The organism is Bacillus sp. S/N-304-OC-R1 (assembly GCF_019749375.1).
Lineage (GTDB): Bacteria > Bacillota > Bacilli > Bacillales > Cytobacillaceae > Cytobacillus.
Genome location: NZ_JACWFE010000014.1, coordinates 85,687 through 110,543, shown reverse-complemented (window position 1 = coordinate 110,543; position 24,857 = coordinate 85,687). Strand labels below are relative to the sequence as shown.

Below are 24,857 nucleotides of genomic sequence, written 5' to 3'. Positions count from 1 at the left end.
TTGAGGGAACAAACTCTCAATTAAAATAGTCTAGTGGCGATAGCGAAAAGGTCACACCCGTTCCCATCCCGAACACGGAAGTTAAGCTTTTCAGCGCCGATGGTAGTTGGGGGCTCTCCCCCTGTGAGAGTAGGACGTCGCTAGGCTATATACATATTATTCCGCAGTAGCTCAGTGGTAGAGCATTCGGCTGTTAACCGAACGGTCGTAGGTTCGAATCCTACCTGCGGAGCCATTTTTAAATTAATCTAGATGAGCAGGTAGTTTTTGTGCTTCCATAGCTCAGCAGGTAGAGCACTTCCATGGTAAGGAAGAGGTCAGCGGTTCGAGCCCGCTTGGAAGCTTACCATACTATTACAATATATGGCCCATTGGTCAAGCGGTTAAGACACCGCCCTTTCACGGCGGTAACACGGGTTCGAATCCCGTATGGGTCACCAAAACGGAGGATTAGCTCAGCTGGGAGAGCATCTGCCTTACAAGCAGAGGGTCGGCGGTTCGATCCCGTCATCCTCCATTAATTTGCCGGTGTAGCTCAATTGGTAGAGCAACTGACTTGTAATCAGTAGGTTGGGGGTTCGAGTCCTCTGGCCGGCACCACAAATAAAAAATTATGGCTTTAAAGCTTGCCTTCTTTGAATGGTAATTTTTTATTTTTGTGACAAAGACCAAAGGACTTTGGAGCATGTTATAATAACTAACTTTATTTACACTATGGTGGGGTAGCGAAGTGGCTAAACGCGGCGGACTGTAAATCCGCTCCCTGAGGGTTCGGCGGTTCGAATCCGTCCCCCACCACCATTTTTTTTAATAAAAACATTAAAAATGGGACAAGATATCATTAGTCCTTTTTATTTTGTAAAATTTGATAAATCTTTGAATTTATTTTGTAGTAATATGAAGATTATGTCGGAATAATTAACTACAGAAGTATTTCAAGGAAGGTTACATCAATGGGCTATAGCCAAGCGGTAAGGCATCGCACTTTGACTGCGACATGCGTTGGTTCGAATCCAGCTAGCCCAGCCAATTTTTAAAAACTTCTGCGAAGCTTTGCTTCTCCGAATGGTTTTTTAAAAATTTGCGACAAAGACCGTAGGACTTTGGAGCAAGTTTAGGACTACAATCTTTATAAAAAATATTTAATATGAGCCATTAGCTCAGTCGGTAGAGCATCTGACTTTTAATCAGAGGGTCGAAGGTTCGAGTCCTTCATGGCTCACTTATTGTTGAAAAAACCTTTAGGAAAATCTATTCCTAAAGGTTTTTTTGTTTTTTAGAAAAAATGAACGGTTTTCATCGTTATGATGTCTTTGGTCTAAGAGAAGCATAACATAAAAATTACCAATTACATTTCAAACTAGAATACTTCTGCATAATGTGAGTGAACAAGAGTAGAAATTTTAAGTTAATTCTGCATATATATTCAGATTTTTGTCGAGTTGAGTCAATTCTCCGAAAGGGGTTAAAATATAGCTATGTAAATAATTCATCGTATGTAGGAGGACATAATTAAAATGAGAAAATTAGCTATTATTGGGATGCCTATGGATTTGGGGCAAGCAAGACGTGGAGTAGATATGGGCCCTAGTGCCATTCGATATGCAGGTGTAAATGAGCGATTAAAAGAATTATTTGATGATGTACATGATAAGGGTGATATTGCAGTTGGCAGACCGGAAGTGGAGGTTGATCCTGTATCTAACTTGCGTAATTTACATTTAATCGCAGAGAAAACGGAATTACTCGCTAAAGAAGTTGATCAAGCAATTCAAGATCAGGCCTTTCCACTTGTTCTTGGCGGAGATCATAGTATTGCAATAGGGACATTGGCAGGTGTATCCAAGCATTATAAAAACCTAGGTGTTATCTGGTATGATGCTCATGGAGATTTAAATACTGCTGAAACTTCACCATCAGGTAATATTCATGGTATGCCACTTGCTGTTAGTTTGGGCATGGGTCACCCGCTGTTAACAAATGTGTCCGGCTATGCTCCGAAAGTGAAGCCTGAAAATATTGTTATTATTGGAGCACGCTCTCTAGATGAAGGAGAAAAGGTCCTTATTAAAGAGCTTGGCATTAAAGTGTACACAATGCATGAAATAGACCGACTAGGAATGACAAAGGTGATGGAAGAAACAATCAACTATCTCAAGGAAAAGACTGATGGTGTTCACTTGTCACTAGATTTAGATGGTCTTGATCCACATGATGCTCCAGGTGTTGGAACTCCGGTCAACGGTGGAATTAGCTATCGGGAAAGCCATTTAGCCATGGAGATGCTTGCTGAAGCAGAATTGATTACCTCCGCTGAGTTTGTCGAAGTAAATCCTATCTTGGATGAGAAAAATAGAACAGCATCTGTAGCTGTAGCATTAATGGGATCTTTATTTGGCGAAAAGCTTTTATAAAATAAAAAAAAGTTAGGCAGAGCTATCTAAAGCTGCTGCCTAACTTTTTTTGTGCGCTTTTCGTATAAATTAAGAAGCTTGTCCAATTTTTTACTGATGTCGACGACTTGTGGGCTAGTTAAAGAAGAATAGGATGCCATTTCAATCATTTCTTTTCTGCAGTCTTCTATATCTTTTATTAGTTTACACACACACATAATACCAGCCCCTTTTTTCAGTGATGGGTGCTTAGGTTATGACACTTTACTTTTGAAATTGCTTGGAAGTTCGAGGATGAAAATCCCTAAGCAAGTAAATATCAATTCATCAAATTTATACTATAATTCCCACAATCAAAAATTATTAAACCACATCAGTAAAAATTTGTTAATATAGTTATAGTGGTATTTTTAAAAAAGTGAAACCTTTTCCGCTATCGATCGTAATATCGATTAGCCGCATAGAGCGGAGGTAAAAGAAAATGGAGACAATCGTAAAGAAAAGGATTAAGCAGGTATTAAAAGGAGATCAGGACGCTTACGCAGAAATAGTAGAAATCTATAAAGAGAAGGTTTATTTGATTTGCTACAGAATGCTAGGGAATAGACATGAAGCAGAGGATATTGCACAAGAGGCTTTTCTGAGAGCTTACGTTAACATTCATAGTTTTAATATAAATTTGAAATTCTCTTCATGGCTTTATCGAATTGCCACGAATCTTTGTATCGATCGTATAAGGAAGAAGAAACCAGACTATTATTTAGATGCAGAGGTAGCAGGTACTGACGGGTTAACAATGTATTCCCAAATTGCAGCTGATACGAGTCTCCCTGAGGAGGATTTAGAAAGTCTGGAGCTTCAGGAGACGATTCAACGAGAAATATCTAAGCTCCCGGAAAAATACCGTACCGTGATAGTTCTAAAATATATCGAGGAACTATCGTTGAATGAAATTAGTAAAATTTTGGATTTACCTTTAGGTACGGTTAAAACAAGAATTCATCGGGGAAGAGAAGCATTAAGAACCCAATTACGATATGTATAAGATAAGTATAATATGAAGAGGGTGAGAACTTTGAAGTGTCCAGCAGAAGTGGTTCTTTATATGCATGAATATTTAGATGAAGAGATCTCAGCCGAACATGAAGCAGAGTTAAGAGCACACTTGCAAAGCTGCAAGGACTGCCAAGCGCATTTCCATGAACTGCGAAAGACTATTGCCTTTGTCCGAAGCACTTCACATATAAAAGCACCAATCGATTTTACTGCGAATGTGATGGCTAAACTGCCGAAAGAGAAGCGGAAGGTAGGATTTCAGCGCTGGATTAGGCAGCACCCGCTTTTTACAGCTGCTTCTCTATTCCTTGTCCTTATGGTAGGAAGCTTATTTTCTTCATGGGAACAAGATCACGAGTTCTCGGTATCAAAACAGCCAAATTTAGTTGTGCAAAATGATACAGTCATTGTTCCTGAGGGAGAAGTAGTAAAAGGTGATGTCATCGTTAAAAATGGGAAATTAAAGATAGAAGGACAAGTAGAGGGGAATGTAACCGTTATTAACGGTGAAAAATATTTAGCTTCGGCAGGTCAGGTCACTGGTGAAATTCAAGAAGTGAACGCTGTTTTTGACTGGATGTGGTTTCATATCAAAAAAACTGCAAAAGAGGTAGTCAGTATTTTTGATGGCAGTGATCCAGAGACTGTTAAGTAACAATTAGTAATGGAATCTTGCTCATTAGGCAGGATTTCTTTTTTATTTCAATCACTTTACATAAAGTACACACGAGTGGTATTCCATGAATTTATGATATAATATGTAAGCTAAGTATATGAATAAAAGTGGCTTTCAATATATATTTGGAGGAAGGATAATGTCGTTTTCAGATTTCTCTATACTGAAATTATTAGCAAATACTGTTGACATTCTCCTCGTATGGTATGTCATCTATAAACTTATTGTCATTGTTAAAGGGACGAAAGCTGTTCAGTTGGTAAAAGGGATATTTGTCATTCTCCTTGTAAAAGTAATCAGTGATAATTTCCACCTCCAGACACTAGGCTGGATGATGCAGCAAGTACTTACATGGGGATTCTTGGCGATTGCAATTATATTCCAGCCTGAACTAAGAAGAGCTCTTGAACAATTGGGCAGAGGACGATTCTTTTCTAGATCAAGCAATCAGGAATCAGACGACCAGGAGAAGATCGTAGATTCAATTGTCAAAGCTGTTGATTATATGGCCAAGCGCCGCATCGGGGCACTCATTTCCATTGAACGTGAAACGGGAATGGGGGACTATATTGAAACGGGCATTGGGCTAGAATCAAAAATTTCGTCTGAATTGCTTATTAATATTTTTATTCCTAATACTCCACTTCACGATGGAGCTGTTATTCTACAAAAAAATCAAGTGGCTGCTGCAGCATGCTATCTTCCATTATCAGAAAGTCCCTTTATTTCAAAGGAGCTTGGAACTCGACATAGAGCCGCTCTTGGAATTAGTGAAGTGACGGATAGTATAACTGTCGTTGTTTCAGAAGAGACAGGCAGTGTGTCACTAACGAAAAATGGGGAGCTTCACCGTGACCTGCAAGCAGAAGACTTTAAAGAAATGCTTACAAATGAGTTAATTACACAAAGCCGAGTAAAGCAAGCTTCTTCCGCTCGTTGGAATTGGAGGGCGAAGAAAAATGGATAAGTTAATTGACAAGCTGATTGACACACGCTGGTTTATGAAAATAATTGCGTTAATTCTCGCATTGCTTCTTTTTACATCTGTTTACGATCCGCAAAAGGATGTTTCAAATATTAATGTGCCAAGCGGTGAGGATTATGAAATCCTTTCAGATATTCCAGTGAAAAGTTATTATGACACTGATAACTTAGTCGTTACAGGAGTTCCTGAAACTGTAAAGGTTACATTACAGGGTCCAAAAAATGTTCTACAGCCCGCAAAAGCGCAGAGAAATTTCGAAGTATATGTTGATCTCTCAAATGCAGAAATTGGTACAAAAAGGGTTCCGTTGGAAATTCGCAATCTGTCTGACAAGCTGAAAGCAACGATTGATCCTGCATATGTAAATGTCAACATTCAAGAAAAAGTAACGAAGGAATTTAAAGTAGATGTAGAGTTTGATAAAACATTGCTAGAGGCTGGTTATATTTCAGAGCCGCCTGAAGCAGAGCCAAAGACAGTTAAGATTACAGGGGCAAAAGATGTTATTGACCGAATTAGTTATGTAAAAGCAACGGTAAATATCAGAGGTTCTGTTAAAGAAACAGTTAGAAGGGAAGCGCAAATTCAAGTACTGGACCGGGATATGAATAAGCTCAATGTTACCCTCGATCATGAGATGGTGGATGTCATAATCCCAGTTAAAAGTTTAAGTAAAACGGTGCCGATAAGGATAGTTGAAAAAGGAAGCCCTCCTGATGGTATCAAGATTGACTCTATATCCCTTGATGTTAATGAGGCGAAGATCTATGGAGCTCAAGAGGTGTTAGACCGGACAGATAGTGTAAGAGTAGAAGTGGATGTCAGCAAGATTAATGGAAATACAGAAATGTCGCTGCCAGTCATTATTTCTGACGGAATAAGTGAAGTAAATCCCAAAACAGTAAGAGCGACGATTAGTACAAGTGAAAATCGGTTAGATACTCAGCAAGAAGAAGATAAGGATGAGAATAAAACGTTCTCAAATCTCCCAATTAATTTAACCGGCCTTTCTAATCAATACGAGGCAGAAGTAGTATCTCCGAATAACGGAGCAAGTTTAACTGTTTCAGGGAAAAGCAGTGTTATTGATCAATTAAAATCATCCGACTTTCTCGTTTTTCTAGATCTGACTAACTTAGGGACAGGGGACTATGATGTGAAGATTAATGTCACTGGTCCGCCAAATGTCAATTGGAACTTGGCAAATGATGTTGCAAAAATCACGATAACACAAAAGGAAGCTTAACGATAAAGTAAAATAAGTTTAAAGGAGCGTATGCTTTAATGGGTAAATATTTTGGTACAGATGGGGTACGTGGAGTTGCGAATAGTGAGCTAACACCTGAATTAGCTTTTAAATTAGGCCGTTTTGGAGGATATGTATTAACTAAAGATAAAAACCGTCCAAAAGTATTAATTGGCCGCGATACACGTATTTCTGGCCATATGCTTGAAGGGGCTCTTGTTGCAGGTTTATTATCAATTGGAGCAGAGGTAATGCGTTTAGGCGTTATCTCGACTCCTGGGGTTGCCTATTTAACAAAAGCTCTTGGAGCAGAGGCAGGAGTCATGATTTCTGCTTCGCATAATCCAGTAGCAGACAACGGAATTAAATTCTTTGGACCTGACGGATTTAAGCTTTCAGATGAACAGGAAAATGAAATTGAACAGTATATGGATCAAGAAGAAGATCAGCTTCCAAGACCAATTGGTGCTGAGCTTGGACAGGTGAATGATTATTTTGAAGGCGGACAGAAGTATTTGCAATACTTGAAGCAAACAGTGGATGAGGACTTTTCAGGGATACATATTGCGTTGGATTGTGCCCACGGAGCGACTTCATCTCTTGCTTCACACTTATTTGCGGATTTAGATGCTGATTTATCGATGATTGGGGCATCACCAAACGGTCTCAATATCAATGAAGGTGTTGGATCTACCCATCCAGAAACACTTGCAGCCTCCGTTAAGGAAAAGGGTGCTGATGTGGGTTTAGCATTTGACGGTGACGGGGACCGACTGATTGCGATTGATGAAAATGGCGAAATCGTAGATGGCGATCAAATTATGTATATTTGCGGTAAATATTTGAAGGAACAAGGAAGACTTCGCCAAAGCACAGTTGTTTCTACGGTGATGAGTAATTTAGGTTTTTATAAAGCATTAGAAGCTAATGGCATTAAGAGCATCCCAACTGCGGTTGGCGATCGTTATGTTGTCGAAGAAATGAAGAAGAATGGCTATAATCTTGGCGGTGAGCAATCAGGTCATATCATTTTTCTAGATTATATTACGACTGGCGATGGGCTATTAACAGGGATTCAGCTTGTTAACATTATGAAGATGACGAAAAAGCCTCTATCGGAGCTGGCAAAAGAAATGCAAAAGTTCCCACAAAAGCTTGTTAATATTCGTGTAACAGATAAGCATCATGTAACTGATAATGAAAAAGTAAAGGCAATTATTTCAGAGGTGGAAAAAGAAATGAACGGCAATGGCCGAATTCTAGTTCGTCCATCTGGAACGGAGCCGCTTGTTCGTGTAATGGCTGAAGCTCCTACAGAAGAGCTTTGCAGTTCATATGTAGAGAGAATTGCAGCAGTAGTTGTGGAAGAAATGGGATTAAAAGAAGAGTAAGTGGCAGCGTGCATAAGGGAACGAAAAGGTTCTCTTATGCATATTTTTATGGTATGGGGATTTTCCCCCTATAGTTTTTAATTGACTACAGAGTTTTTTGTGTGTATGATATTACTGTTTTTGTAAATTCAATTGAAAGGTGGATAGTTCTTTTGCTAGAGAATAAGTAGAAGCGCCTGGACTAATTCAAGAGCGGAAGTGAATTAGTTGACGAGGAGGAGGTTTATCGAAGTATTCGGCGGATGCCTCCCGGTTACGAGCAAACCGTTATCACATCTTTAAAACATTAGGGCAACTTAATGCACAAAGAGATGGGAATGCTATTCATAAGAGGACGATTGATTTAAACTGCCACTGTAAAGTCAATAAAAGGCTTACTAGTTGCTGTCTTAGAAAAAACGTCAACAGTAAATTACAGAGATAAGGGGCAAGAAACGCCCCAACCGGCTTCTTGCCCCTTCTATTTTAGGAGGAAAAAAAGAATGTGCGGTATTGTAGGATATATTGGAAATAGTGATTCGAAAGAAATTTTGCTCAAAGGCTTAGAAAAGCTTGAATATAGAGGATATGATTCAGCAGGAATTGCCATCTTGAACGAAGACACGGTTCATGTTTTTAAAGAAAAGGGCCGTATTGCTGATTTAAGGAATATTGTCGATTTTGATATTTTTGCACAGATAGGAATTGGCCATACACGCTGGGCAACACATGGGGTGCCAAGTGCAACAAACGCTCACCCGCACCAAAGTGCATCCGGCCGTTTTACACTTGTTCATAATGGAGTTATTGAGAATTATGAAATCTTAAAGCGTGAATATTTGCAAGGCGTACCATTTAACAGTGAAACCGATACAGAGGTTATCGTTCAATTAATTCAATTGTTCGCAAATGATGGATTAACAACACTGGAAGCGTTCCGTAAAACGCTTAAGCTGTTAAATGGCTCCTATGCAATTGCTCTTTTAGATGAGAAGGACCCTGAAACAATCTATGTCGCTAAAAACAAAAGCCCGCTGTTAGTTGGATTAGGTGACATGTTTAATGTAGTTGCTTCAGACGCAATGGCAATGCTGCAAGTAACGGATCAATATGTAGAATTAATGGATAAAGAAATTGTAATTGTAAGAAACGATCATATAGCGATTCAAAACCTAGAGGGTGAAATGATCGAACGTAATCCATATACGGCTGAGTTAGATCTTAGTGATATTGAAAAGGGCACATACCCGCACTATATGCTGAAAGAAATTGATGAGCAGCCTTTAGTGATGAGAAAAATCATTCAAGCTTATCAAGACGAACAGGGCACATTAACCATTGACCAGGATATCATCCAGGCTTTGAATGACGCTGATCGCATTTATATCATAGCAGCAGGAACGTCCTATCATGCAGGTCTTGTTGGAAAACAGCTCATTGAGAAAATGGCCAAAATCCCTGTTGAAGTACACATTTCAAGTGAATTTGGCTACAATATGCCTTTACTTTCTGAAAAGCCGTTATTTATCTTTATCTCACAAAGCGGAGAAACAGCTGATAGCCGTGCTGTTCTTGTGAAAATTAAAGAAATGGGCTACAAAGCCATTACGATTACAAATGTACCAGGTTCTACTCTATCACGTGAAGCGGATCATACCTTACTGCTTCATGCAGGCCCTGAAATTGCAGTTGCTTCCACAAAAGCTTATACAGCTCAGCTTGCTGTCCTGGCTATTCTTGCTGAGGTTACAGCAAAGAGCCGCGGAATTGACCTTGAACTAGACCTTGTCCATGAGCTTGGCATCATTGCTAATGCAATGGAAGTGTTATGTGATGAGAAGGAAGAATTTGAATCCATTGCACGTGAGTTTTTATCTGTTACTCGCAATGCATTCTTCATTGGCCGTGGACTTGATTTCTATGTTGGCCTTGAAGGAGCATTAAAGCTGAAGGAAATTTCCTATATTCAAGCAGAAGGGTTTGCTGGAGGCGAATTAAAGCACGGTACAATTGCTTTAATCGAAGATGGCACACCAATCATCGCTATAGCTACTCAAGAAAGTGTTAACCTGAACCTCCGAAGCAACATACAAGAAGTTGCAGCGAGAGGAGCCAACGCGTGCATCATCTCTATGAAGGGTCTGGAAGCGGATGAAGACACATTCATCATTCCAGCCGTGCACGAACTATTAACACCTCTTGTCTCTGTCATTCCATTACAATTAATTTCTTACTACGCTTCTTTACACCGTGACTGTGATGTTGATAAGCCAAGGAATTTGGCAAAGAGTGTGACTGTGGAGTAAAGGATTTTTAGGGGAAAGTTTACGTTGTTCACCCTTAATAAACTTTGGGTTTACACAATAATGTGTGTCCTTAAATAAAAAAGTCTGGTCAAGACCGAAGGAAATCAGGTGAAAGTCTGGTCGCCTTTCGGTCTTTTTTGCATGGGAAAAGCAGGAGAAAAAGCTCGAGTGAAATAAAAAAGGTAGGGGAAAAGTGGGAGAAAAAGTAGGAGAAATACAGGATTTTTGGACAAAGTTTCTTATGTCTGTGACCATGAAAATTGGGTACAAGTTTAGACAAAAGTGGGGAAAAAGACGGACAAAGATTTTTATGTGTCAACAACAGAACGAAGGTAAATGGATTACCAAAAATTTTGAACGTGAAGTTGTTCGTACGCTTTCCTAAACAATCGGGCGCAATTCTTGAAAAAGAATTGTGCCTTCTTTAGCTTTAGGGCCATTTAATGGAATAAATAAAATTGGAACTTACATTTGATAAATATTGTCTTAAATGTAAGTTCCATTTGAGTGTAATAATTTAAATTTTAGTCAGTTATATTTAATTAAAATATTATTTAACTTTTCCTTCATACATTCAATTAATTCAGATGGACTTTTAATAAAAGCTTCTTCACCAAAACTAATAAAATAATTACAGAAAAAGTAAATATCACTTTTTGAAATATTACCTTTCAAAATTCCAGTTCCATCTTCTCTTTTAGACAACTCTATATTTGCCCATTTTTCCGATTTATACATTTCCACTCCCTTGTTAGTTAGTTCCACATTTAATTGGTATGTATATTCTTTAGAATTAATAAGGCTAAAACGATTTTTTAAATAAATATTTGATAAATCTATAGGGCGATTATTTTCATCACGTTCTACGGATTTTATACGATCACATCTAAAGACTCGATAATCCTTATTTAGAAAATTATAAGATGGACAATACCACTTTCCTCCATTTGCATAAATACCAATTGGTTGAATACTTCTATTAGTCATTTCCCCATTTTTTTCATACTTTATTATAAGTACTTCCTGTTCGATTGATGCTTCCAATAATCGCTTTAAAAATGGGATCTTTTCCTGTTGGTAAACAGATACAAAATCAACTCGATTTTTCATTTTATCAATCGCATCTCTTATATCTCCAGCAAGATTTAAATAAAATTTCTTTTTTATAGATTCATACTCAGTATCAAAAGGAAGGGAAATGTAGTGTCTTAAAGCATGAATCGCAAAAAAAATAGAGATAGCTTCATCTTCACTAAAAGCAATTGGAGGGAGAATTCTTTCATTTAGGACTTGATAACCACCATGAGGACCTGCTTCAGAATATAATGGGACACCCATCTCACTTAATTCTTGCAAATCTCTCAATATGGTCCTTTTTGAAACCCCAAATTCTTGCGCTAATTCCTTAACGGTAAATCTTTGCTTTCGATTAACCATCATTATCATTTCATTTAATCTTTTTGCCTTAGACATGCATACCTCCAAAAAATAACAGTGACATAAGTTGTCACCATCATAATATATAATCACAAATAGATAAAGAATAAAGGAGATGTGAGTCTAATTAGAAATTCCTAATAAATACTATGAAAGTAACTGAAAAAAATAGGTCATTACAGCTCAATTGAATGGATTATGGAGGAATTAAATATGTATGTAACGGTTTTAGACTTTATTAGGGAATGGAATTGGGAAACAACGCTAACTCAAAAAGTGTTGGATGGTTTAACGGATAATTCATTAAATCAAAAAGTTTATCCAGAAGGTCGTACACTAGGAAGAATTGCATGGCATTTAACAACAAATATTCCAGAATACTTGGCTGAATTTGGGTTGAAGATAGATGTAGTAAAAAATACAGAAGATGTCCCAACATCTGCTAAAGAAATTGCTGAAACCTTTAAAAATATAAGTTCAAAAGCAGCCCAAATTATTGAACAACAATGGACTGACGAATCCTTAAGGGAGGTACAAACTGCTTTTGGAAGAGAACAATCAAATGCTACGATTATTATGGGACTAATCAAGCACATTGTTCATCATCGTGGACAAATTACTATTCTTATGCGTCAAGCAGGAATAAAACCTTTTGGGGTTTATGGTCCACCAAAAGAAGATTGGATTCATTTTGGGGTGGAAAATCCACCACTTTAATAATATTGTGCTAATGGGGATTTTCTCTAATAAGGTTATCTTCAGCAAACGGGATCATTGTCCCAACCAGCCTCTAATATGTTTCAACAAGTAGGCTGTGAACTGTTTTGCGGACAGGATCCATACGTTCTACCCCGGCTACAGTAATCATATATCGATATAAAAAATGCTCGACTAGAAATATCTGACTGACCTTATAATACGAAAGGGCCAGATAGTTTAAGAACATAATAAATGTTAATAATAGGTGAATCTTAGTAATTAAGTCTCATGGGTATCGCTTAACGAATAATGCCGAATTGTTGGCGAAGGAAACAGCACCTGACAAACAGGTAAAGAAGCAGAAACTATCGTGAGTTTGTCCGATACACATTAAACCATATGGCGAATAGAGTCCAAAGTTATTGGGGGCTATAATTATTGTATTTTTAATTATTATTTCTAATTCTAATAATGTGAACAAAAACATAAGCCAAGAACATTGGTTTTCTTGGCTTACTGTCCAGCTATAGGTTTAATAGCGAAGTTAATCCTTTTATTGAATATCCCTAGTTAAATTCACCATCATATCCTCATCCATAGGGCCGACTATTTTTTTAGAAATAATACCATTTGAATCAATAATATACGTTGTAGGAATGGTAAAAGCTTGATATTGTGTTCCAATTGCTGCGTTTTCGTCCAGGGGAATTGGGAAGGTAAGTCCGTATGCCTTAACAAAGGTCTTAATAGCCTCCTTGCCATTATCTATTTGTGTTAGGTTTACAGCCAATATCTCAATCCCTTTATCCTTATTGTTCTCATAGAAGTTTTGCATATGTGGCATTTCTGCCTTACAAGGCGGGCACCATGTAGCCCAAAAATTTAGCATGACTTTTTTACCCTTATAATCAGAAAGCCTTACTATTTCACCTTCTAGGGTGGTCAATTCAAAATTAGGTGCAGGATTGCCTTCTTGAAATTGTGAAAGATCAGAGCCTGGAATGCTCTTACTATTCGTGACTTCTTCTTTTTCTTTAGCAAGGTCCTTGTTTCCCTCAACAGAATAGGGTTTCCATAAATTTACGACTATAATAGCGACAGCCAGTATTAAAATAGCGAAAGATAATAAGTTTTTCTTCAAAATTTACTCCCCCTCCTTTTGATTGTGGAAAGAATGAGCATCGTTATTCCAATCCAAGTGAAGGATAATACCTCCACCGAAAGAAATGAATGGAATATACTAGAAACCAACAATTTCAACATGATAATCATGATTAAGATTTGATTGGATAATGATAGTTTATTCTTTTTAAGTAAGATTAAAAATCCTGCTAATATGCTGAAGTGAAGAATTATTTCAAGCGTTTTTTGTTGTAATATCTTCATAACTAGTTCATTACACAAAAAATAATACAGATATATTTCACCTGATTCATCATTAATAGACGGATGTTTCTTCAAGGCGAAAAAAAGCAGGTAAACGGACAGAATGACTAATGCGAAAAAATGCCCTTTAGTTCCTCCATTAAAATAGACGATGGAAAGTGGCATATCTAAAAACATGTTGAGATTAAACACGATATAGCTAAGTTTCCAAACAAGAAAATATATAAAAGAAGCAGTCCAATACCATTCGCCTGCTTTTTTTCTAGTCATAGTTATATTTAGTAAAGGTGCCAGAAAAAGGGCTGCTAATGAAGAAGCCCATATTGCAGGTATAGTTAAGCTGCCAAAATGGAAATAACTCAAAATTATTCACCATTTAACGGTAATATTTCAATCGTAAAAGTTATATCGATTGATTGAATGACAGACTGAATCATTCCACAATTTTTTATTACTAAATGAGCAATTTTATCTGCCTGCTGTTGTGTAATGGAAATTTGTAACTGAACATAAGCGGTGATGGAAATCTTTTCAATTCGATTCGCTTCATCCGGATTTCTAACAGAAGAAACTTCCATCTCAATTTTCTCGTATACTTGTCTTTTCTTTTGCAAAATATTTCTTAGCAAAGTTCCGCTGCAGCCTGCTAAAGAAGAGATGAAAAGCTCATATGATCGAAACCCGATTTTTTCATTAGGAGAAATTTGTATATTGCCAAAACCTAAGTTTGCTATAATGCTTTCCTTTTCAATTGTATATCTCATCATTACCACCCCTCTGAATAAGATTATAAATTTTGTTTGTTAAGGAATGATTAAGAGCAACAATTTTAATCATGCAAGCTTTATAGAAGTATCCCTTCATTTTATAAAAATGGGAGATTTATCAAAAAGGTATGACGGGTGCCATCCGTTTTTAGTCCAATATCTCCTTTGTGAGCCTCTATAATGCTTTTTGCGATGGCAAGACCGAGCCCTGCGCCACCTGATTTTGTGCTTCTTGACTGTTCTAAGCGGTAAAACCGTTCAAAGATCAGGTTCTTTTTTTCTGGATCAATGACTTGACCGGTATGAATAAAGGTAATGACATAATGATGATTTCTTATTTCTCCGTTAACTTCTAGTTTTTCTCCAGTGTTATAATCTAAAATATTTTGAAGAAGATTTGTAAACACCTGCATGAGACCGTCTTTATTCCCTAAAATGCTAGCATTTTCCGTATGGATGTGAATGTCCGTAAATTGATTATGCAGCTTCAAATGAAAGGCTGTTAAAGCTTCTGTTATCACATTGTTTATTTCTATTTGTTCAAATGACTTTTCTAGAAAATAGATTCTATTGTTCCAAGAATTCAATTCGGTAATTAGTTCGACAATTCTTGTAATCCGCCTAGATTCTTCTAGCAGTGACCTGAATAATTCAGGATCCCCTTCAATCACTTGATTTTGCAGAGCTTCTAAATAACCGTTTATATTGGTCAAAGGAGTCCGAAGCTCATGTGCAATATCACGAAGCATTTCCTCTCGCTGTTCTTGAACAGAATAGAGTGTTTCAGACATTGAATTAAAATTTTCAATCAGTTCCTGCAGTTCATCGGAAGTGGATATAGGGACTTTAGAAGGGGGGATGCCCTCCTTTATTTCTTTCGCAGCCTTTGATAGATGCTTAATAGGTCCTACAATTTTTTTTACAGAAAAATAATGAAACAGTCCTGCAGTCAAAAAGGCAAGGGTGCTTACAATCCACAGAAATCTATTCAGTGTATCCACAAAGTCCTGTCCGACTACTTTTTCGGAATTAACCAAAAAACAGGCGTAATCTTTGACTGACAATCCTGCAAGGAGAATGACTAGCAAAATGACAAGACTATTTAAAGCAACCAGCCTTGATAATACGTTGGACAATTTCCTATAGACCCACAAATTTATACCCCATTCCTCTCACAGTTTGAATATATTCTTTAGGTGTCTTTTCTTTAATTTTTTCTCGCAAGTTCTTTATATGAACATCAATGGTTCTATCAGACACTGCTTTTTCATTATTTTGATAGATATAATCAAGAATTCGTTCTCTTGATAGGACCTGGTTGGGATTCTGCATGAATGAATGAAGTATCTTGAATTCAAAATGAGTTATGTCAAGCTGCTCTCCATTTATCCACGCTTCTCCTTTTGCCGGTTTGATTGTAAATCCATTAAACGTTAGCTTTCCACAGCGGCTAGCGGTTCTTCTTAATACCGCCTCGAGCCTGACCATTAATTCAGCTGGGCTGAAAGGTTTCACAACATAATCATCTGCTCCTAATCTGAAGCCGTGTATTCGGTTTTTTTCCGACACCTTAGCTGATAGCATAATGATGGGCATCATGCTTTTTAAATCCTCTCGAACCCATCTGCAAATCTCTTCACCGCTGATTCCAGGGAGCATTAGATCGAGCAGCAATACACAAGGATCAAGCTGTTCGATTTTTTCCTTTGCTTCAAATCCATCAACAGCTTCGATTACTTCATAGCCTTCTTTTTTTAAATAAATTTTAACAAGATTTCGGATTTTGGGATCATCCTCCACCACTATTACCGATTTTCCAATTAAGTTATTTTGAATCAAGCTGGATCACCCTTTTTTAAAGTTGAAACAAACTATAAGCTGATAGCCAAGCACTAATTTTTTGCATTTTCCCACTTAACACAAGAATTCCAAGCGTAACCATTACCATGCCATTAATTACTGCAAGCTTGGACAAGTATCTATTAATTTTTCGCATCGTTTTTAATGAATAGGAGATAACAATTGAGATAATGAAGAATGGAATGGCCATTCCGAGAGAATAGGCACCTAGTAGGAATATTCCCTGGACCAATGTGTCAGATGAGCTTGCCAATAATAATATGGACGAAAGGGCAAGTCCAACACATGGAGACCATCCACTTGCAAATGCCATTCCTAGCAATACAGAACTGAGTATATTTTTAGATTTTTGTTCTGATTGAATTCTCTTTTCTCTCATTAAAAACTTAAATTTTAAAAGACCTGCCATTTGTAAACCAAATATGGTAATCAGTAAACCAGCAATCTGCATAATTATGACACGATAATTAATCAGAATTTTCCCGATAAAACTCGCTGAAGCCCCTAGAGCAATAAAGATTAAACTAAAACCAACAATGAAACCGATAGAACGCAAATAGAGTTTTGTTCGATTCACTTCCAGTTTAGAATCTTCAATTTTACCACCAGTTAAATGGGTAATGTATGCTGGCAATAAAGGAAATACACATGGCGAGAAAAAAGAGAATAAACCTCCTGCTAGAGCAAACAAGATTCCAATATCGTTCATGAAACTCACCTCTTTTTGTATCATTATGAAGATGCTTTGTTAAAATTTGATTAAGAAACATTAAAAAACAAATATTGATTTTATATCTATTCGATAATAATGGATAAATGGTAAATAATTGTTTGTTATTTTATAATCGGACTAATTCTATTTACAGAAACTTCACTTCAGAGGCAAGACACATTGGTACAGTTTTCAAGAATCTATTTCTCTATGTAAAGAAGTTGGAATGTATGTTGTTGTTTACGGGTTAAGAAATGTAGGTTTAACTAATACTTTGGCATATCTTATTCAGGGAACAGCAGATCAAGGGCTATTTCCGCAACGCTTGGAATGGGGTTCATTGCTGCCATTCTATCTTCTATTATGAATAACATGCCAACTGTCATGATAGATGCATTAGCATTAGCAATTGCAAATATAAATACAAGTGGAGTCATAAGAGAAGCACTTATTTATGCGAATATAATAGGTTCCGATCTTGGCCCTAAGATTACACCAATCGGTTCTCTAGCGACATTATTATGGCTACATGTTCTATCACAAAAAGGGTAAAAGCTATGAAAGAAGCTGGAATTGATATCTCAAATCAGACGTCTGATATTATTCATCCGGAAATATTAAATAATGCTTATTTAGTAGTTACATTATGTAGTGATGCAGCAGATAAGTGCCCGTTAACACCACCACATGTTAAGCTAGAGCACTGGGGATTGGATGATTCAGCGAAATCTGAAGGAACAGAGGAAGAAAAATGGGCCTTTTTCAAGCGTGTTCGTGATGAAATAGGGAACCGAGTCGAACTGTTTTTAGATTCAGTAAGATAATTCATAATACCCAAAATTACTCCTTTAAACGGATTTAAGAATATAGTATATGCTCTATTTTACATTTCCCCCTTATCGAAATTTGTGTATTAGTGCACTCTACTATAATGAAAAAAGAGATATTTGATTTATCATTATGAACATATTTAGTTATTCAATTAAAGGGCGCAATTGTTGAACAACATAGCTAGGAAATGTTCAAACTTCTTTATAAAAACCAAACTTAAATCTGCTGAAGAAGAATCCATTTTAAAAAAATGAATTCTATTTATTTACCGTAAAAATAGGTTTTTAAGGAGTTTTCTGATCATTAAAGCAATATTTAATTGTTATAAGAGGTCTGTTAAATAAAAAATGTGTAAATTTTTAGATAATTTAGAAATGAGTGGGTTTATTTGTGTTCTTTAAAGAATATTGACTAACCGTATGTTGCTATGCACATATAGAAAGGCTTGTAGCCTTAATCTGTCACAGGACTTTATTAAGATTTTAGAAACTGAGCTTCGTATACGAAATATTGATTATCAAAAGAAGACCATTAAAGTTAAAACTCTAAATTAATTTTCCCTATATTGTGTTACCCACCGTACTTTTCAAAATTCAAATCCTCCATTTAATGTAATTTTATAAAAAAGATTAATAATTTATAATAAAGTTTGATTAAAAATCCTGTGTTGATATACAGGATTTTTTTGTTCCATAATCGGGCCAATTAATTGAGGAAGGAATATCAAAAAAATTGAATATTTATGGTAATGATAGTATGGTGTTTGTAAAAGATTGTACTTAACGAACAAGCAGGTTAGACCGCTTGTCGATTTTTTATTTAACTGCCAATGCGGTTTTAAACATTCCCGTTGCAGGTAGCTGATCAAAGAATGACGGAAGGGGAAATTGCACGTATTGTCAGGGTTATTTTTAGCATCTTATGATTTAGGCTTTTCTTTAGGTGGGATACTAATGGGAATTGTAGTTCAGTTCGGTTCATATCCGATTATGTTTGCGACCCGTTAGTAATTGGCTTAGTTGCGATTGCATATAACTTTACTGCTCGCTCAACAAAAGAAGCACTCTTGATGAATACGAAAAAAATAATTAGATGAATATATAATGAATGTAGAAAACGAACCTTGTACAGTAGGTATCATTTGAGCAAAAATATCTTCAAAAGAAATTATATATAAGCTGTTATCCAAATTTAAATAATTGACAGCAATCATTTATCGTTATAAGATTTAATTCGTAATTATTACGATTTACTTTAGTTAATTGCTAATATTCTTAAAATCATGCAAAATAAATATTCGATTTAAATCGAAATAATTTCGAATTAAAGATAGTTTGGGAGGTAAATGAAAGTGAAAAGATTTTTAAGCTCATTTATTATTTTACTGTTACTGATAAGTGGTTGCTCCAATACAAGTTCAACAAAAAGTGAAAAAGCAAGTGAAGGCTCTAAAAAATTGCAAATTGTCACTACTTTTTATCCAGTGTACTATTTTGCTCAAAAGGTGGCTGGTAGTTCAGCAAACGTTGAACTATTAATACCAAGTGGTGTTGAACCACATGATTGGGAGCCAACGACAAAGGATATGGCAAAGATTCAAGATTCAGATGTTTTTATTTACAATAGCCGTTACTTCGAAACTTGGACAGAAAAAGTATTAAAGAGTATTAACAATTCTAATTTAAATGTTGTCGAGGCTTCAAAGGGAATTGAATTGATGGATGCACTAGAGTCAGAAGAAGAGGACGAACATGATCATTCGGAGCATACATCTTCTAAAGATCCCCATGTTTGGCTTTCTCCTGTATTAGCCCAGCAGGAGGTTGACAATATTACTAAGGCTTTAGAACAGGCAGATCCGCAAAATAAAGACCAGTTTCAAAAAAATGCAACGGCTTTAAAATTGGAGCTTGCCGATTTAGACCACTTATATAAGGAGACCATTGATCAAGCGAAGAAAAAAGAATTTGTTACACAGCATGCTGCATTTGGATATTTGGCCAAACAATATGGCCTTACTCAAATTCCTATTGCAGGATTATCACCTGATGTAGAACCAACATTAGGAAAATTAGCTGAATTAACGGATTCAATGAAGCAAAAAAATATCAAGATTATTTATTTTGAGGAAATGGCATCTTCAAAAGTGGCGGAAACATTAGCGAAAGAAATAGGTGCGAAAACTGAAGTTTTAAATCCATTAGAAGGTTTAACGAAAGAACAACAAAAACAAGGATTAGACTATATAGATGTTATGAAAGAAAATCTAGAGGCATTAAAACTATCGATTCTAGAGTAATTTTTTTATGTGAGGATATAATAAAAAGTTTGTTATGTATAGACTTTTTATTATATCTTCTTTTTTGGGTGAAGTTACTTTTAAGTTTTGTAGTTCTAAAGTTTAACATCGAACTTCAAGAATCTGGCGCGATTGAGGAAGAACTAAAGCCTAATTTCTCACTAAAAATACTAAGAAATTAGGCTTCTTCATCTCGTTGTAAATTCAGGATTTTATTCTACACCTGATTGGTTAATTTAAGGCGAAGAAATGGTTTAAATCTAATATATAATAATCCCCAGTTCCTTAAGTTAGGTATACAACAATTGCTTCAAATAGACCACGTTAAATAACGACCCTTCAAAAAGCAATGAAAACTACAGTAAACTGAGGTCCTCAGCCATTTAAGGCAGCTTCTTAAGCTGATAAGTTACTGCAAAACAGGTTTTATCAGCTAATCTGAAATGATTATAAAATTCTAATGTTAATCGGATAAATATATGGCTCCTTAGGCTCATTGACTTTTGACCAATCAGTTATTTTTATAAAGGGAAGCCCCATCCCATTATAAGTAGTGATATCCAAGACTCCATTTACTTCTATCCAAGTATCAGTATGATTGACGATGCTTCAGGAAGTTCTGTAAGAAATCCGACAATGCTTGCATCTGCTACACAGTGGGTAATAACAAATCTGGCTATTACGAGCTGATCTTGTTCAAAGCCATCCTCTTTATATGCAAAACCAGTTAATTGTATGGGTTTTCCTTTATATTTATGGAGTCCTTATGAATTTCCTCATAATAGGTTGAAAATAAGTAATCTTCCATAACGACGCTAGGTTTTTGAGCTAGCATTTTCTTCAATTGTTCATAATCTTCCTCTGACATTTCTTTCTGGGCAGTTAAATGCGGATCCATTTCATGCTCTTCTAGTTGGGCTGGATCTTCAAGGTTATTATTTTCCGAAATATCACTTTGATCAACTTCGTTATTTTCATCAGGTTGATTAGATTCCTTGCTTGTTTCTTTTTATTGCTGCTGTTTCTGATTCGCAATAATGGCCATGCCTCCCTTTTTATTAGCAATGGAAGCATCAAGGACCTTGGCTGGGAGCAAGAAGCCCGTTATTAATGGAAAAACAATCACCGTAAGAGAGTACCTTCTTTGAATTAAAAGGTGTGTCACCGTGATCATGGTGATGGCAGCAATTATCTTCGCCATGATGGCAATGATGATGTTTGTGTTCCTTGGCTGTCCAAATTCTTGTCAGCTGGATAAGAAATAATACTAGAAATAGTATCGCTGCTGTAATACTTAAGTCTTCATACTTAGGATTAATATATTTCGTAATCTCTCCTGTAAAATGAAGCATAAAAATAAAGACCGTGAAGCCTAATAAAATTAGAGCTCTGATAGCCTGCTGAAAATGAAAGTTCATAGATTTCTCCCCTTATAGAAAGCCTGACACTAATAGTAATGAAACAAAAATGATTGCAGCAACGAATGCTAGTACAGTCATAACAAATTTAAATCGAAAGACACTTAGCATCATCAGAGTATTTTTATATCAATCATAGGTCCAAAAATCAAAAAGGCTAAAATAGATGGAGTTGGAAAAATGCTACTAAAGGAAGCACCAATAAATGCGTCCGCTTCAGAGCAAAGGGATAACACATAAGTGAGTCCCATCATAACGATTATGGATGAAGCGGGACCGTTCCCGGCTTCTAGCAATGCTTTTGCTGGCATATAGGTTTGGACAAAAGCCGCCAAAAATGCTCCCATTATTAAATATTTCGCCATATCAAAAAATTCATCAATCGAATGGGTTAGCATGGACCATAGCCGCGTGATAAAATCCTCTTTTGGCTGTTTATGTATGTGAACAGTGGTGGCAGATGATTTGAATTGTGTTCCTTTGAAAAACAGGCTGACAGCAAATGCAACCATGACAGCATTGATAAAACCTAACCCCATGAGCAAACCTGCAATCGTCATATTATTACCAAAAGCCATGTAAGTGGAAGCGATCACAATGGGATTAATAAGAGGACCTGTCAGTATAAAGCCCATAGCTGCATATATCGGTACCCCTTTGCCAACGAGTCTCCGTACAATAGGAACAATTCCGCACTCACAGGCGGGGAACAATGCACCAACTACACAGCTCATGATTACCGCCAAGACTTTATTTTTTGGGATGCGGATGGAGAATTTGCTATATAAATTTTTTTATTAATAAATCTTGCATTGAAGAAAACTTTATAATATTATTTAAATCGTAATTATTACGTTTTATACAAAGAACTCTTTTCCACAAAGTCAGTAGGTGAGAAGTGTATATTCCTCCCTCAAGAGTTTCAGTAAGTTATAAAGTTTTGTGGATAGCTACAATATATAAATCGTAATGATTTTGATTTATAAAAAGAGGTGAAGAAAATGGTTGAAAAAATTCCAGTTACTGTCTTAAGTGGATATTTAGGTGCAGGGAAGACAACATTACTAAACCACGTATTATCGAATCGTGAGAATAAAAAGATTGCCGTCATTGTAAATGATATGAGTGAAGTGAATATCGATGCTTCTATGATCAAGCAAGGCGGATTTACTAGAACAGATGAGAAATTAGTAGAGCTTCAAAACGGCTGTATTTGCTGTACATTAAGGGAGGATTTAATTATTGAAGTTGAGAGGCTTGTACAAGCAGGAGATATTGATTATATCTTAATTGAATCTACTGGAATTTCAGAACCTATTCCTGTTGCACAAACATTTACATATGTAGATGAAGGTCTAGGGATAAACTTACCTGATTATTGCAAGCTTGACACAATGGTAACCGTAGTAGATGCGAATCGATTCTGGCATGATTTTGCATCTGGTGAAAGCTTGCTCGATCGTAAGGAAGCAATGGATGAATTTGATACACGTGAAGTTGTTGACTTATTAATTGATCAAATAGAATTTGCCAATGTAATAATTTTAAACAAAGCTGATTTAGTTGATAGGGAAAGTGTTCAGGAGTTAACGGCAGTTCTTCAAAGGCTAAATCCAGATGCTAAGATCATTGAGAGTTCACATGGTCAAGTGGAACTAAAGGAAATTTTGCATACAAATTTATTTGACTTTGAAGAAGCAAGCCAAGGCGCAGGTTGGATAAAGGAATTAAATGAAGAGCATACACCCGAAACAGAAGAGTATGGCATTTCATCGTTTGTTTATCGGAGAAAAAAGCCGTTTCACCCTGAAAGATTTACGCAGTGGCTTGAAGAATGGCCAGAAGACATCGTTCGGGCAAAAGGCTTCTTTTGGCTAGCCACTCGAAATAATATGACTGGATTATTGTCACAAGCTGGGCCATCTATCATTCTGCAAGGTGCAGGGGAATGGATTGCTGCTTATCCGGAATTGGAAAGAGAACAGATTCTAAAGGATGAACCAGAATTGCTTGAAAAATGGGATGAGCAGTATGGAGATCGAATGATCGAACTCGTTTTCATTGGGGTTGACATGTCACAAAATGAAGTTGAAGCATCATTGGATAAATGCTTACTTACGGATGAGGAGATGCAAATGGATTGGAATGATCTGAAGGATCCCCTTCCTCCATTTATTGCAGCAGCACAATAGTCGTAAGCTCGGCGGATATCTGCAACTAATGTGCAAATATCCGCCAGATTTCAAAATTATCCGTCATTTCAAAATTAGGAGATGAAAAACATGAGAGTGAAAATCACATTGGCATGTACAGAAACAGGTGATCGTAATTATATTACGACCAAGAATAAAAGGAACAATCCAGACCGCATTGAGCTAATGAAATACTCCCCGCGTTTAAAAAGACATACGCTGCACCGTGAGACGAAATAATTAAATAAGAATTTTTCTTTAAGGCCGATAAAATTATAGAATTAACGGAATTTATCGGTCTTTCATATATTCTCATTTGCTGCAGCTTCTTGGATTAGTTGATCAGCCTGTATTAATTTCTCTTTGATAGCTTCTTATCGCTACGGTAAAGAACAAGGATTAGATGATTTCATGGCAGACTTAACCACCGAATGAATCATAGACTGTGAAGATAAAAGAAGAAATCAAGAAAAAATTTGAAACGCATTTGGACGATGAAACGCAGTAACCTTATTCAACGATCAGGCGCGATTGTTGAATAAACTAGTAAAGAACATTTTTATAATGAAAACAACCGGTTTTATGGCAAATGTTACAACTATTAAAGAACTTTCTTTTTTTCATTAATTACACGTTATTGATTTTAATAGGATTTTTATAACATTTAGTAAAGGACTATTTTTTATACAACAGTGTTGTTTACCGATATTAATGTTAGTAACTATAAATTAATGTCGGTAACTAAACAAAATTGTTGGTGAATATACATTAAAGTAAGTAACTACTGTAATATTTATAGTTTGATAAAAATAATTGATAATTAATAATAGAGTTTGATTAAAAATCCTGTTTTTATTTGCAGGATTTTTTCTTATTCCATAATCGGGCCATTTAATGGTATAAACTATTGTGGAAATGATTGGAATTTGAAATGATTGTTATTAAACTAGACGGTAATTACATAACGAGAAGGGAAATTGAGGGGATTAAATGGAATTTTTTTATTAAGAATATTGAAGAATTAAAAACTGATTAGAAGTGTTCATCCTTATGAAGAACTAATAATTAACCTGATACCAATATTAAGCTAACTGTGTAAGTGTTCAAACGGAACTTTAGTATTGTTTTACCTTTGTTTAAAATAGTAAAAAACTACTATTTTTGTTAAAACGTGTTGAAAAATGGCGAATTTTAATGGAAATTACCATGCTAAAGTTTTATTAT

22 protein-coding genes, 8 tRNA genes, 1 rRNA gene and 4 pseudogenes are annotated in these 24,857 nt (G+C 36.1%); 23 read left to right on the top strand and 12 right to left on the bottom strand.

Translation table 11 applies throughout. From position 1 onward, the window contains the following. The first annotated feature begins 29 nt into the window (after positions 1 to 29). The 10 genes from rrf to rocF all read left to right on the top strand — a co-directional run bounded on the left by rrf (position 30) and on the right by rocF (position 2,414). Positions 30 to 146: ribosomal RNA gene (gene rrf / locus H0173_RS13065) — 5S ribosomal RNA — on the top strand. Positions 147 to 160: 14 nt separating this feature from the next. Next, positions 161 to 235: transfer RNA gene (locus tag H0173_RS13060), tRNA-Asn, on the top strand. Between the two features lie 36 nt (positions 236 to 271). After that, a tRNA-Thr gene (locus tag H0173_RS13055) sits at positions 272 to 344 on the top strand. Between the two features lie 21 nt (positions 345 to 365). Next, positions 366 to 440, top strand: a tRNA-Glu gene (locus tag H0173_RS13050). A 4-nt stretch (positions 441 to 444) separates the two neighbouring features. Then, a tRNA-Val gene (locus tag H0173_RS13045) sits at positions 445 to 517 on the top strand. Between the two features lie 7 nt (positions 518 to 524). Continuing rightward, a tRNA-Thr gene (locus H0173_RS13040) sits at positions 525 to 600 on the top strand. Between the two features lie 116 nt (positions 601 to 716). Then, positions 717 to 801: transfer RNA gene (locus H0173_RS13035), tRNA-Tyr, on the top strand. Positions 802 to 954: 153 nt separating this feature from the next. Next, positions 955 to 1,029 (top strand) — tRNA-Gln (locus H0173_RS13030). Between the two features lie 120 nt (positions 1,030 to 1,149). Continuing rightward, positions 1,150 to 1,222, top strand: a tRNA-Lys gene (locus H0173_RS13025). Positions 1,223 to 1,517: 295 nt separating this feature from the next. Further along, complete coding sequence (gene rocF, locus H0173_RS13020) at positions 1,518 to 2,414, top strand: arginase (protein ID WP_221846979.1); 897 nt, start codon at positions 1,518 to 1,520, stop codon at positions 2,412 to 2,414. Between the two features lie 26 nt (positions 2,415 to 2,440). Here rocF and H0173_RS13015 read toward each other — a convergent pair whose 3' ends face one another. After that, positions 2,441 to 2,611, bottom strand: coding sequence for an aspartyl-phosphate phosphatase Spo0E family protein (locus H0173_RS13015; protein ID WP_221846978.1), 171 nt, complete (start codon positions 2,609 to 2,611; stop codon positions 2,441 to 2,443). Between the two features lie 263 nt (positions 2,612 to 2,874). On the opposite strand from H0173_RS13015, the gene sigW reads away from it, so the two are divergent. The 6 genes from sigW to glmS all read left to right on the top strand — a co-directional run bounded on the left by sigW (position 2,875) and on the right by glmS (position 10,032). Continuing rightward, on the top strand, positions 2,875 to 3,438 hold the full coding sequence (gene sigW, locus H0173_RS13010; RefSeq protein WP_221846977.1) for an RNA polymerase sigma factor SigW: 564 nt from the start codon (positions 2,875 to 2,877) through the stop codon (positions 3,436 to 3,438). A gap of 30 nt (positions 3,439 to 3,468) precedes the next feature. Continuing rightward, positions 3,469 to 4,104: an anti-sigma factor family protein gene (locus H0173_RS13005; protein WP_221846976.1), complete on the top strand. Its 636-nt coding sequence runs from the start codon at positions 3,469 to 3,471 to the stop codon at positions 4,102 to 4,104. Positions 4,105 to 4,264: 160 nt separating this feature from the next. Then, positions 4,265 to 5,092 carry a diadenylate cyclase CdaA gene (cdaA, locus tag H0173_RS13000; RefSeq protein WP_221846975.1) on the top strand — a complete coding sequence of 276 codons (828 nt, stop codon included), beginning with the start codon at positions 4,265 to 4,267 and terminating at the stop codon, positions 5,090 to 5,092. Then, a complete protein-coding gene (locus H0173_RS12995; RefSeq protein ID WP_221846974.1) occupies positions 5,085 to 6,356 on the top strand; it encodes a CdaR family protein in 1,272 nt (423 codons plus the stop codon). Before cdaA ends, H0173_RS12995 begins: the two co-directional genes overlap by 8 nt. Positions 6,357 to 6,394: 38 nt before the next feature. Then, positions 6,395 to 7,747, top strand: coding sequence for a phosphoglucosamine mutase (gene glmM, locus H0173_RS12990; RefSeq protein WP_221846973.1), 1,353 nt, complete (start codon positions 6,395 to 6,397; stop codon positions 7,745 to 7,747). A gap of 482 nt (positions 7,748 to 8,229) precedes the next feature. Further along, positions 8,230 to 10,032 (top strand): glutamine--fructose-6-phosphate transaminase (isomerizing), encoded by a 1,803-nt coding sequence (gene glmS, locus H0173_RS12985; RefSeq protein ID WP_221846972.1) that lies wholly within the window; start codon positions 8,230 to 8,232, stop codon positions 10,030 to 10,032. Between the two features lie 528 nt (positions 10,033 to 10,560). Here the strand turns inward: glmS and H0173_RS12980 are convergent. Next, on the bottom strand, positions 10,561 to 11,505 hold the full coding sequence (locus H0173_RS12980) for a helix-turn-helix transcriptional regulator (RefSeq protein WP_221846971.1): 945 nt from the start codon (positions 11,503 to 11,505) through the stop codon (positions 10,561 to 10,563). 177 nt (positions 11,506 to 11,682) lie between these two features. Between H0173_RS12980 and H0173_RS12975 the strand changes: the two genes are divergently transcribed. Further along, positions 11,683 to 12,186: a DinB family protein gene (locus H0173_RS12975; RefSeq protein ID WP_221846970.1), complete on the top strand. Its 504-nt coding sequence runs from the start codon at positions 11,683 to 11,685 to the stop codon at positions 12,184 to 12,186. Between the two features lie 535 nt (positions 12,187 to 12,721). On the opposite strand, the gene H0173_RS12970 is transcribed toward H0173_RS12975, so the two are convergent. The 5 genes from H0173_RS12970 to H0173_RS12950 form a co-directional block, all read right to left on the bottom strand. Further along, positions 12,722 to 13,309: a redoxin domain-containing protein gene (locus H0173_RS12970; RefSeq protein ID WP_221846969.1), complete on the bottom strand. Its 588-nt coding sequence runs from the start codon at positions 13,307 to 13,309 to the stop codon at positions 12,722 to 12,724. 610 nt (positions 13,310 to 13,919) lie between these two features. After that, on the bottom strand, positions 13,920 to 14,318 hold the full coding sequence (locus H0173_RS12965; RefSeq protein ID WP_221846968.1) for an OsmC family protein: 399 nt from the start codon (positions 14,316 to 14,318) through the stop codon (positions 13,920 to 13,922). A 101-nt stretch (positions 14,319 to 14,419) separates the two neighbouring features. Continuing rightward, positions 14,420 to 15,457, bottom strand: a complete 1,038-nt coding sequence (locus tag H0173_RS12960) for an ATP-binding protein (RefSeq protein ID WP_260631170.1) — start codon at positions 15,455 to 15,457, stop codon at positions 14,420 to 14,422. 4 nt (positions 15,458 to 15,461) lie between these two features. Continuing rightward, positions 15,462 to 16,160 carry a response regulator transcription factor gene (locus tag H0173_RS12955; RefSeq protein ID WP_221846966.1) on the bottom strand — a complete coding sequence of 233 codons (699 nt, stop codon included), beginning with the start codon at positions 16,158 to 16,160 and terminating at the stop codon, positions 15,462 to 15,464. A gap of 16 nt (positions 16,161 to 16,176) precedes the next feature. After that, positions 16,177 to 16,890: a cytochrome c biogenesis CcdA family protein gene (locus H0173_RS12950; protein WP_221846965.1), complete on the bottom strand. Its 714-nt coding sequence runs from the start codon at positions 16,888 to 16,890 to the stop codon at positions 16,177 to 16,179. Positions 16,891 to 17,113: 223 nt separating this feature from the next. Here H0173_RS12950 and H0173_RS12945 point away from each other — a divergent pair. The 4 genes and pseudogenes from H0173_RS12945 to H0173_RS12930 form a co-directional block, all read left to right on the top strand. Further along, a pseudogene (locus H0173_RS12945) lies at positions 17,114 to 17,442 on the top strand (ArsB/NhaD family transporter); the annotation flags it as partial. Next, positions 17,442 to 17,717 (top strand): annotated as a pseudogene (locus H0173_RS12940) (arsenate reductase/protein-tyrosine-phosphatase family protein); the annotation flags it as partial. The pseudogenes H0173_RS12945 and H0173_RS12940, both read left to right, overlap by 1 nt. 426 nt (positions 17,718 to 18,143) lie before the next feature. Beyond that, a complete protein-coding gene (gene sda / locus H0173_RS22765) occupies positions 18,144 to 18,278 on the top strand; it encodes a sporulation histidine kinase inhibitor Sda (protein ID WP_221846963.1) in 135 nt (44 codons plus the stop codon). Between the two features lie 791 nt (positions 18,279 to 19,069). After that, a complete protein-coding gene (locus H0173_RS12930; RefSeq protein WP_221846962.1) occupies positions 19,070 to 20,023 on the top strand; it encodes a metal ABC transporter substrate-binding protein in 954 nt (317 codons plus the stop codon). A gap of 447 nt (positions 20,024 to 20,470) precedes the next feature. On the opposite strand, the gene H0173_RS22760 is transcribed toward H0173_RS12930, so the two are convergent. The 5 genes and pseudogenes from H0173_RS22760 to H0173_RS12920 form a co-directional block, all read right to left on the bottom strand. After that, on the bottom strand, positions 20,471 to 20,563 hold the full coding sequence (locus H0173_RS22760) for a hypothetical protein (RefSeq protein WP_396021234.1): 93 nt from the start codon (positions 20,561 to 20,563) through the stop codon (positions 20,471 to 20,473). A 38-nt stretch (positions 20,564 to 20,601) separates the two neighbouring features. Continuing rightward, positions 20,602 to 20,760 carry a TIGR03943 family putative permease subunit gene (locus tag H0173_RS22755; protein WP_396021233.1) on the bottom strand — a complete coding sequence of 53 codons (159 nt, stop codon included), beginning with the start codon at positions 20,758 to 20,760 and terminating at the stop codon, positions 20,602 to 20,604. Beyond that, on the bottom strand, positions 20,751 to 20,921 hold the full coding sequence (locus tag H0173_RS22315; protein WP_260631169.1) for a hypothetical protein: 171 nt from the start codon (positions 20,919 to 20,921) through the stop codon (positions 20,751 to 20,753). Before H0173_RS22315 ends, H0173_RS22755 begins: the two co-directional genes overlap by 10 nt. Positions 20,922 to 21,032: 111 nt before the next feature. Next, positions 21,033 to 21,375, bottom strand: a pseudogene (locus tag H0173_RS22545) (DUF1980 domain-containing protein). Between the two features lie 78 nt (positions 21,376 to 21,453). After that, positions 21,454 to 22,205, bottom strand: a pseudogene (locus tag H0173_RS12920) (permease); the annotation flags it as partial. 237 nt (positions 22,206 to 22,442) lie between these two features. On the opposite strand from H0173_RS12920, the gene H0173_RS12915 reads away from it, so the two are divergent. Together H0173_RS12915 and rpmG are read left to right on the top strand one after the other, a co-directional pair. Then, positions 22,443 to 23,633 carry a GTP-binding protein gene (locus tag H0173_RS12915; RefSeq protein WP_221846961.1) on the top strand — a complete coding sequence of 397 codons (1,191 nt, stop codon included), beginning with the start codon at positions 22,443 to 22,445 and terminating at the stop codon, positions 23,631 to 23,633. A gap of 90 nt (positions 23,634 to 23,723) precedes the next feature. Continuing rightward, positions 23,724 to 23,873 carry a 50S ribosomal protein L33 gene (gene rpmG / locus H0173_RS12910; RefSeq protein ID WP_150930639.1) on the top strand — a complete coding sequence of 50 codons (150 nt, stop codon included), beginning with the start codon at positions 23,724 to 23,726 and terminating at the stop codon, positions 23,871 to 23,873. Positions 23,874 to 24,857 lie beyond the last annotated feature (984 nt).

Coding starts and splice junctions, on each gene's coding strand:
- glmM (WP_221846973.1), top strand. CDS start 6,395: ATGGGTAAATATTTTGGTACAGATGGGGTACGTGGAGTTGCGAATAGT.
- H0173_RS12915 (WP_221846961.1), top strand. CDS start 22,443: ATGGTTGAAAAAATTCCAGTTACTGTCTTAAGTGGATATTTAGGTGCA.
- sigW (WP_221846977.1), top strand. CDS start 2,875: ATGGAGACAATCGTAAAGAAAAGGATTAAGCAGGTATTAAAAGGAGAT.
- H0173_RS22760 (WP_396021234.1), bottom strand. CDS start 20,563: ATGGGGCTTCCCTTTATAAAAATAACTGATTGGTCAAAAGTCAATGAG.
- glmS (WP_221846972.1), top strand. CDS start 8,230: ATGTGCGGTATTGTAGGATATATTGGAAATAGTGATTCGAAAGAAATT.
- H0173_RS12980 (WP_221846971.1), bottom strand. CDS start 11,505: ATGTCTAAGGCAAAAAGATTAAATGAAATGATAATGATGGTTAATCGA.
- H0173_RS22315 (WP_260631169.1), bottom strand. CDS start 20,921: ATGGATCCGCATTTAACTGCCCAGAAAGAAATGTCAGAGGAAGATTAT.
- cdaA (WP_221846975.1), top strand. CDS start 4,265: ATGTCGTTTTCAGATTTCTCTATACTGAAATTATTAGCAAATACTGTT.
- H0173_RS12995 (WP_221846974.1), top strand. CDS start 5,085: ATGGATAAGTTAATTGACAAGCTGATTGACACACGCTGGTTTATGAAA.
- H0173_RS12975 (WP_221846970.1), top strand. CDS start 11,683: ATGTATGTAACGGTTTTAGACTTTATTAGGGAATGGAATTGGGAAACA.
- H0173_RS12930 (WP_221846962.1), top strand. CDS start 19,070: ATGAAAGTGAAAAGATTTTTAAGCTCATTTATTATTTTACTGTTACTG.
- H0173_RS12950 (WP_221846965.1), bottom strand. CDS start 16,890: ATGAACGATATTGGAATCTTGTTTGCTCTAGCAGGAGGTTTATTCTCT.
- rocF (WP_221846979.1), top strand. CDS start 1,518: ATGAGAAAATTAGCTATTATTGGGATGCCTATGGATTTGGGGCAAGCA.
- rpmG (WP_150930639.1), top strand. CDS start 23,724: ATGAGAGTGAAAATCACATTGGCATGTACAGAAACAGGTGATCGTAAT.
- H0173_RS13015 (WP_221846978.1), bottom strand. CDS start 2,611: ATGTGTGTGTGTAAACTAATAAAAGATATAGAAGACTGCAGAAAAGAA.
- H0173_RS12965 (WP_221846968.1), bottom strand. CDS start 14,318: ATGAGATATACAATTGAAAAGGAAAGCATTATAGCAAACTTAGGTTTT.
- sda (WP_221846963.1), top strand. CDS start 18,144: ATGTTGCTATGCACATATAGAAAGGCTTGTAGCCTTAATCTGTCACAG.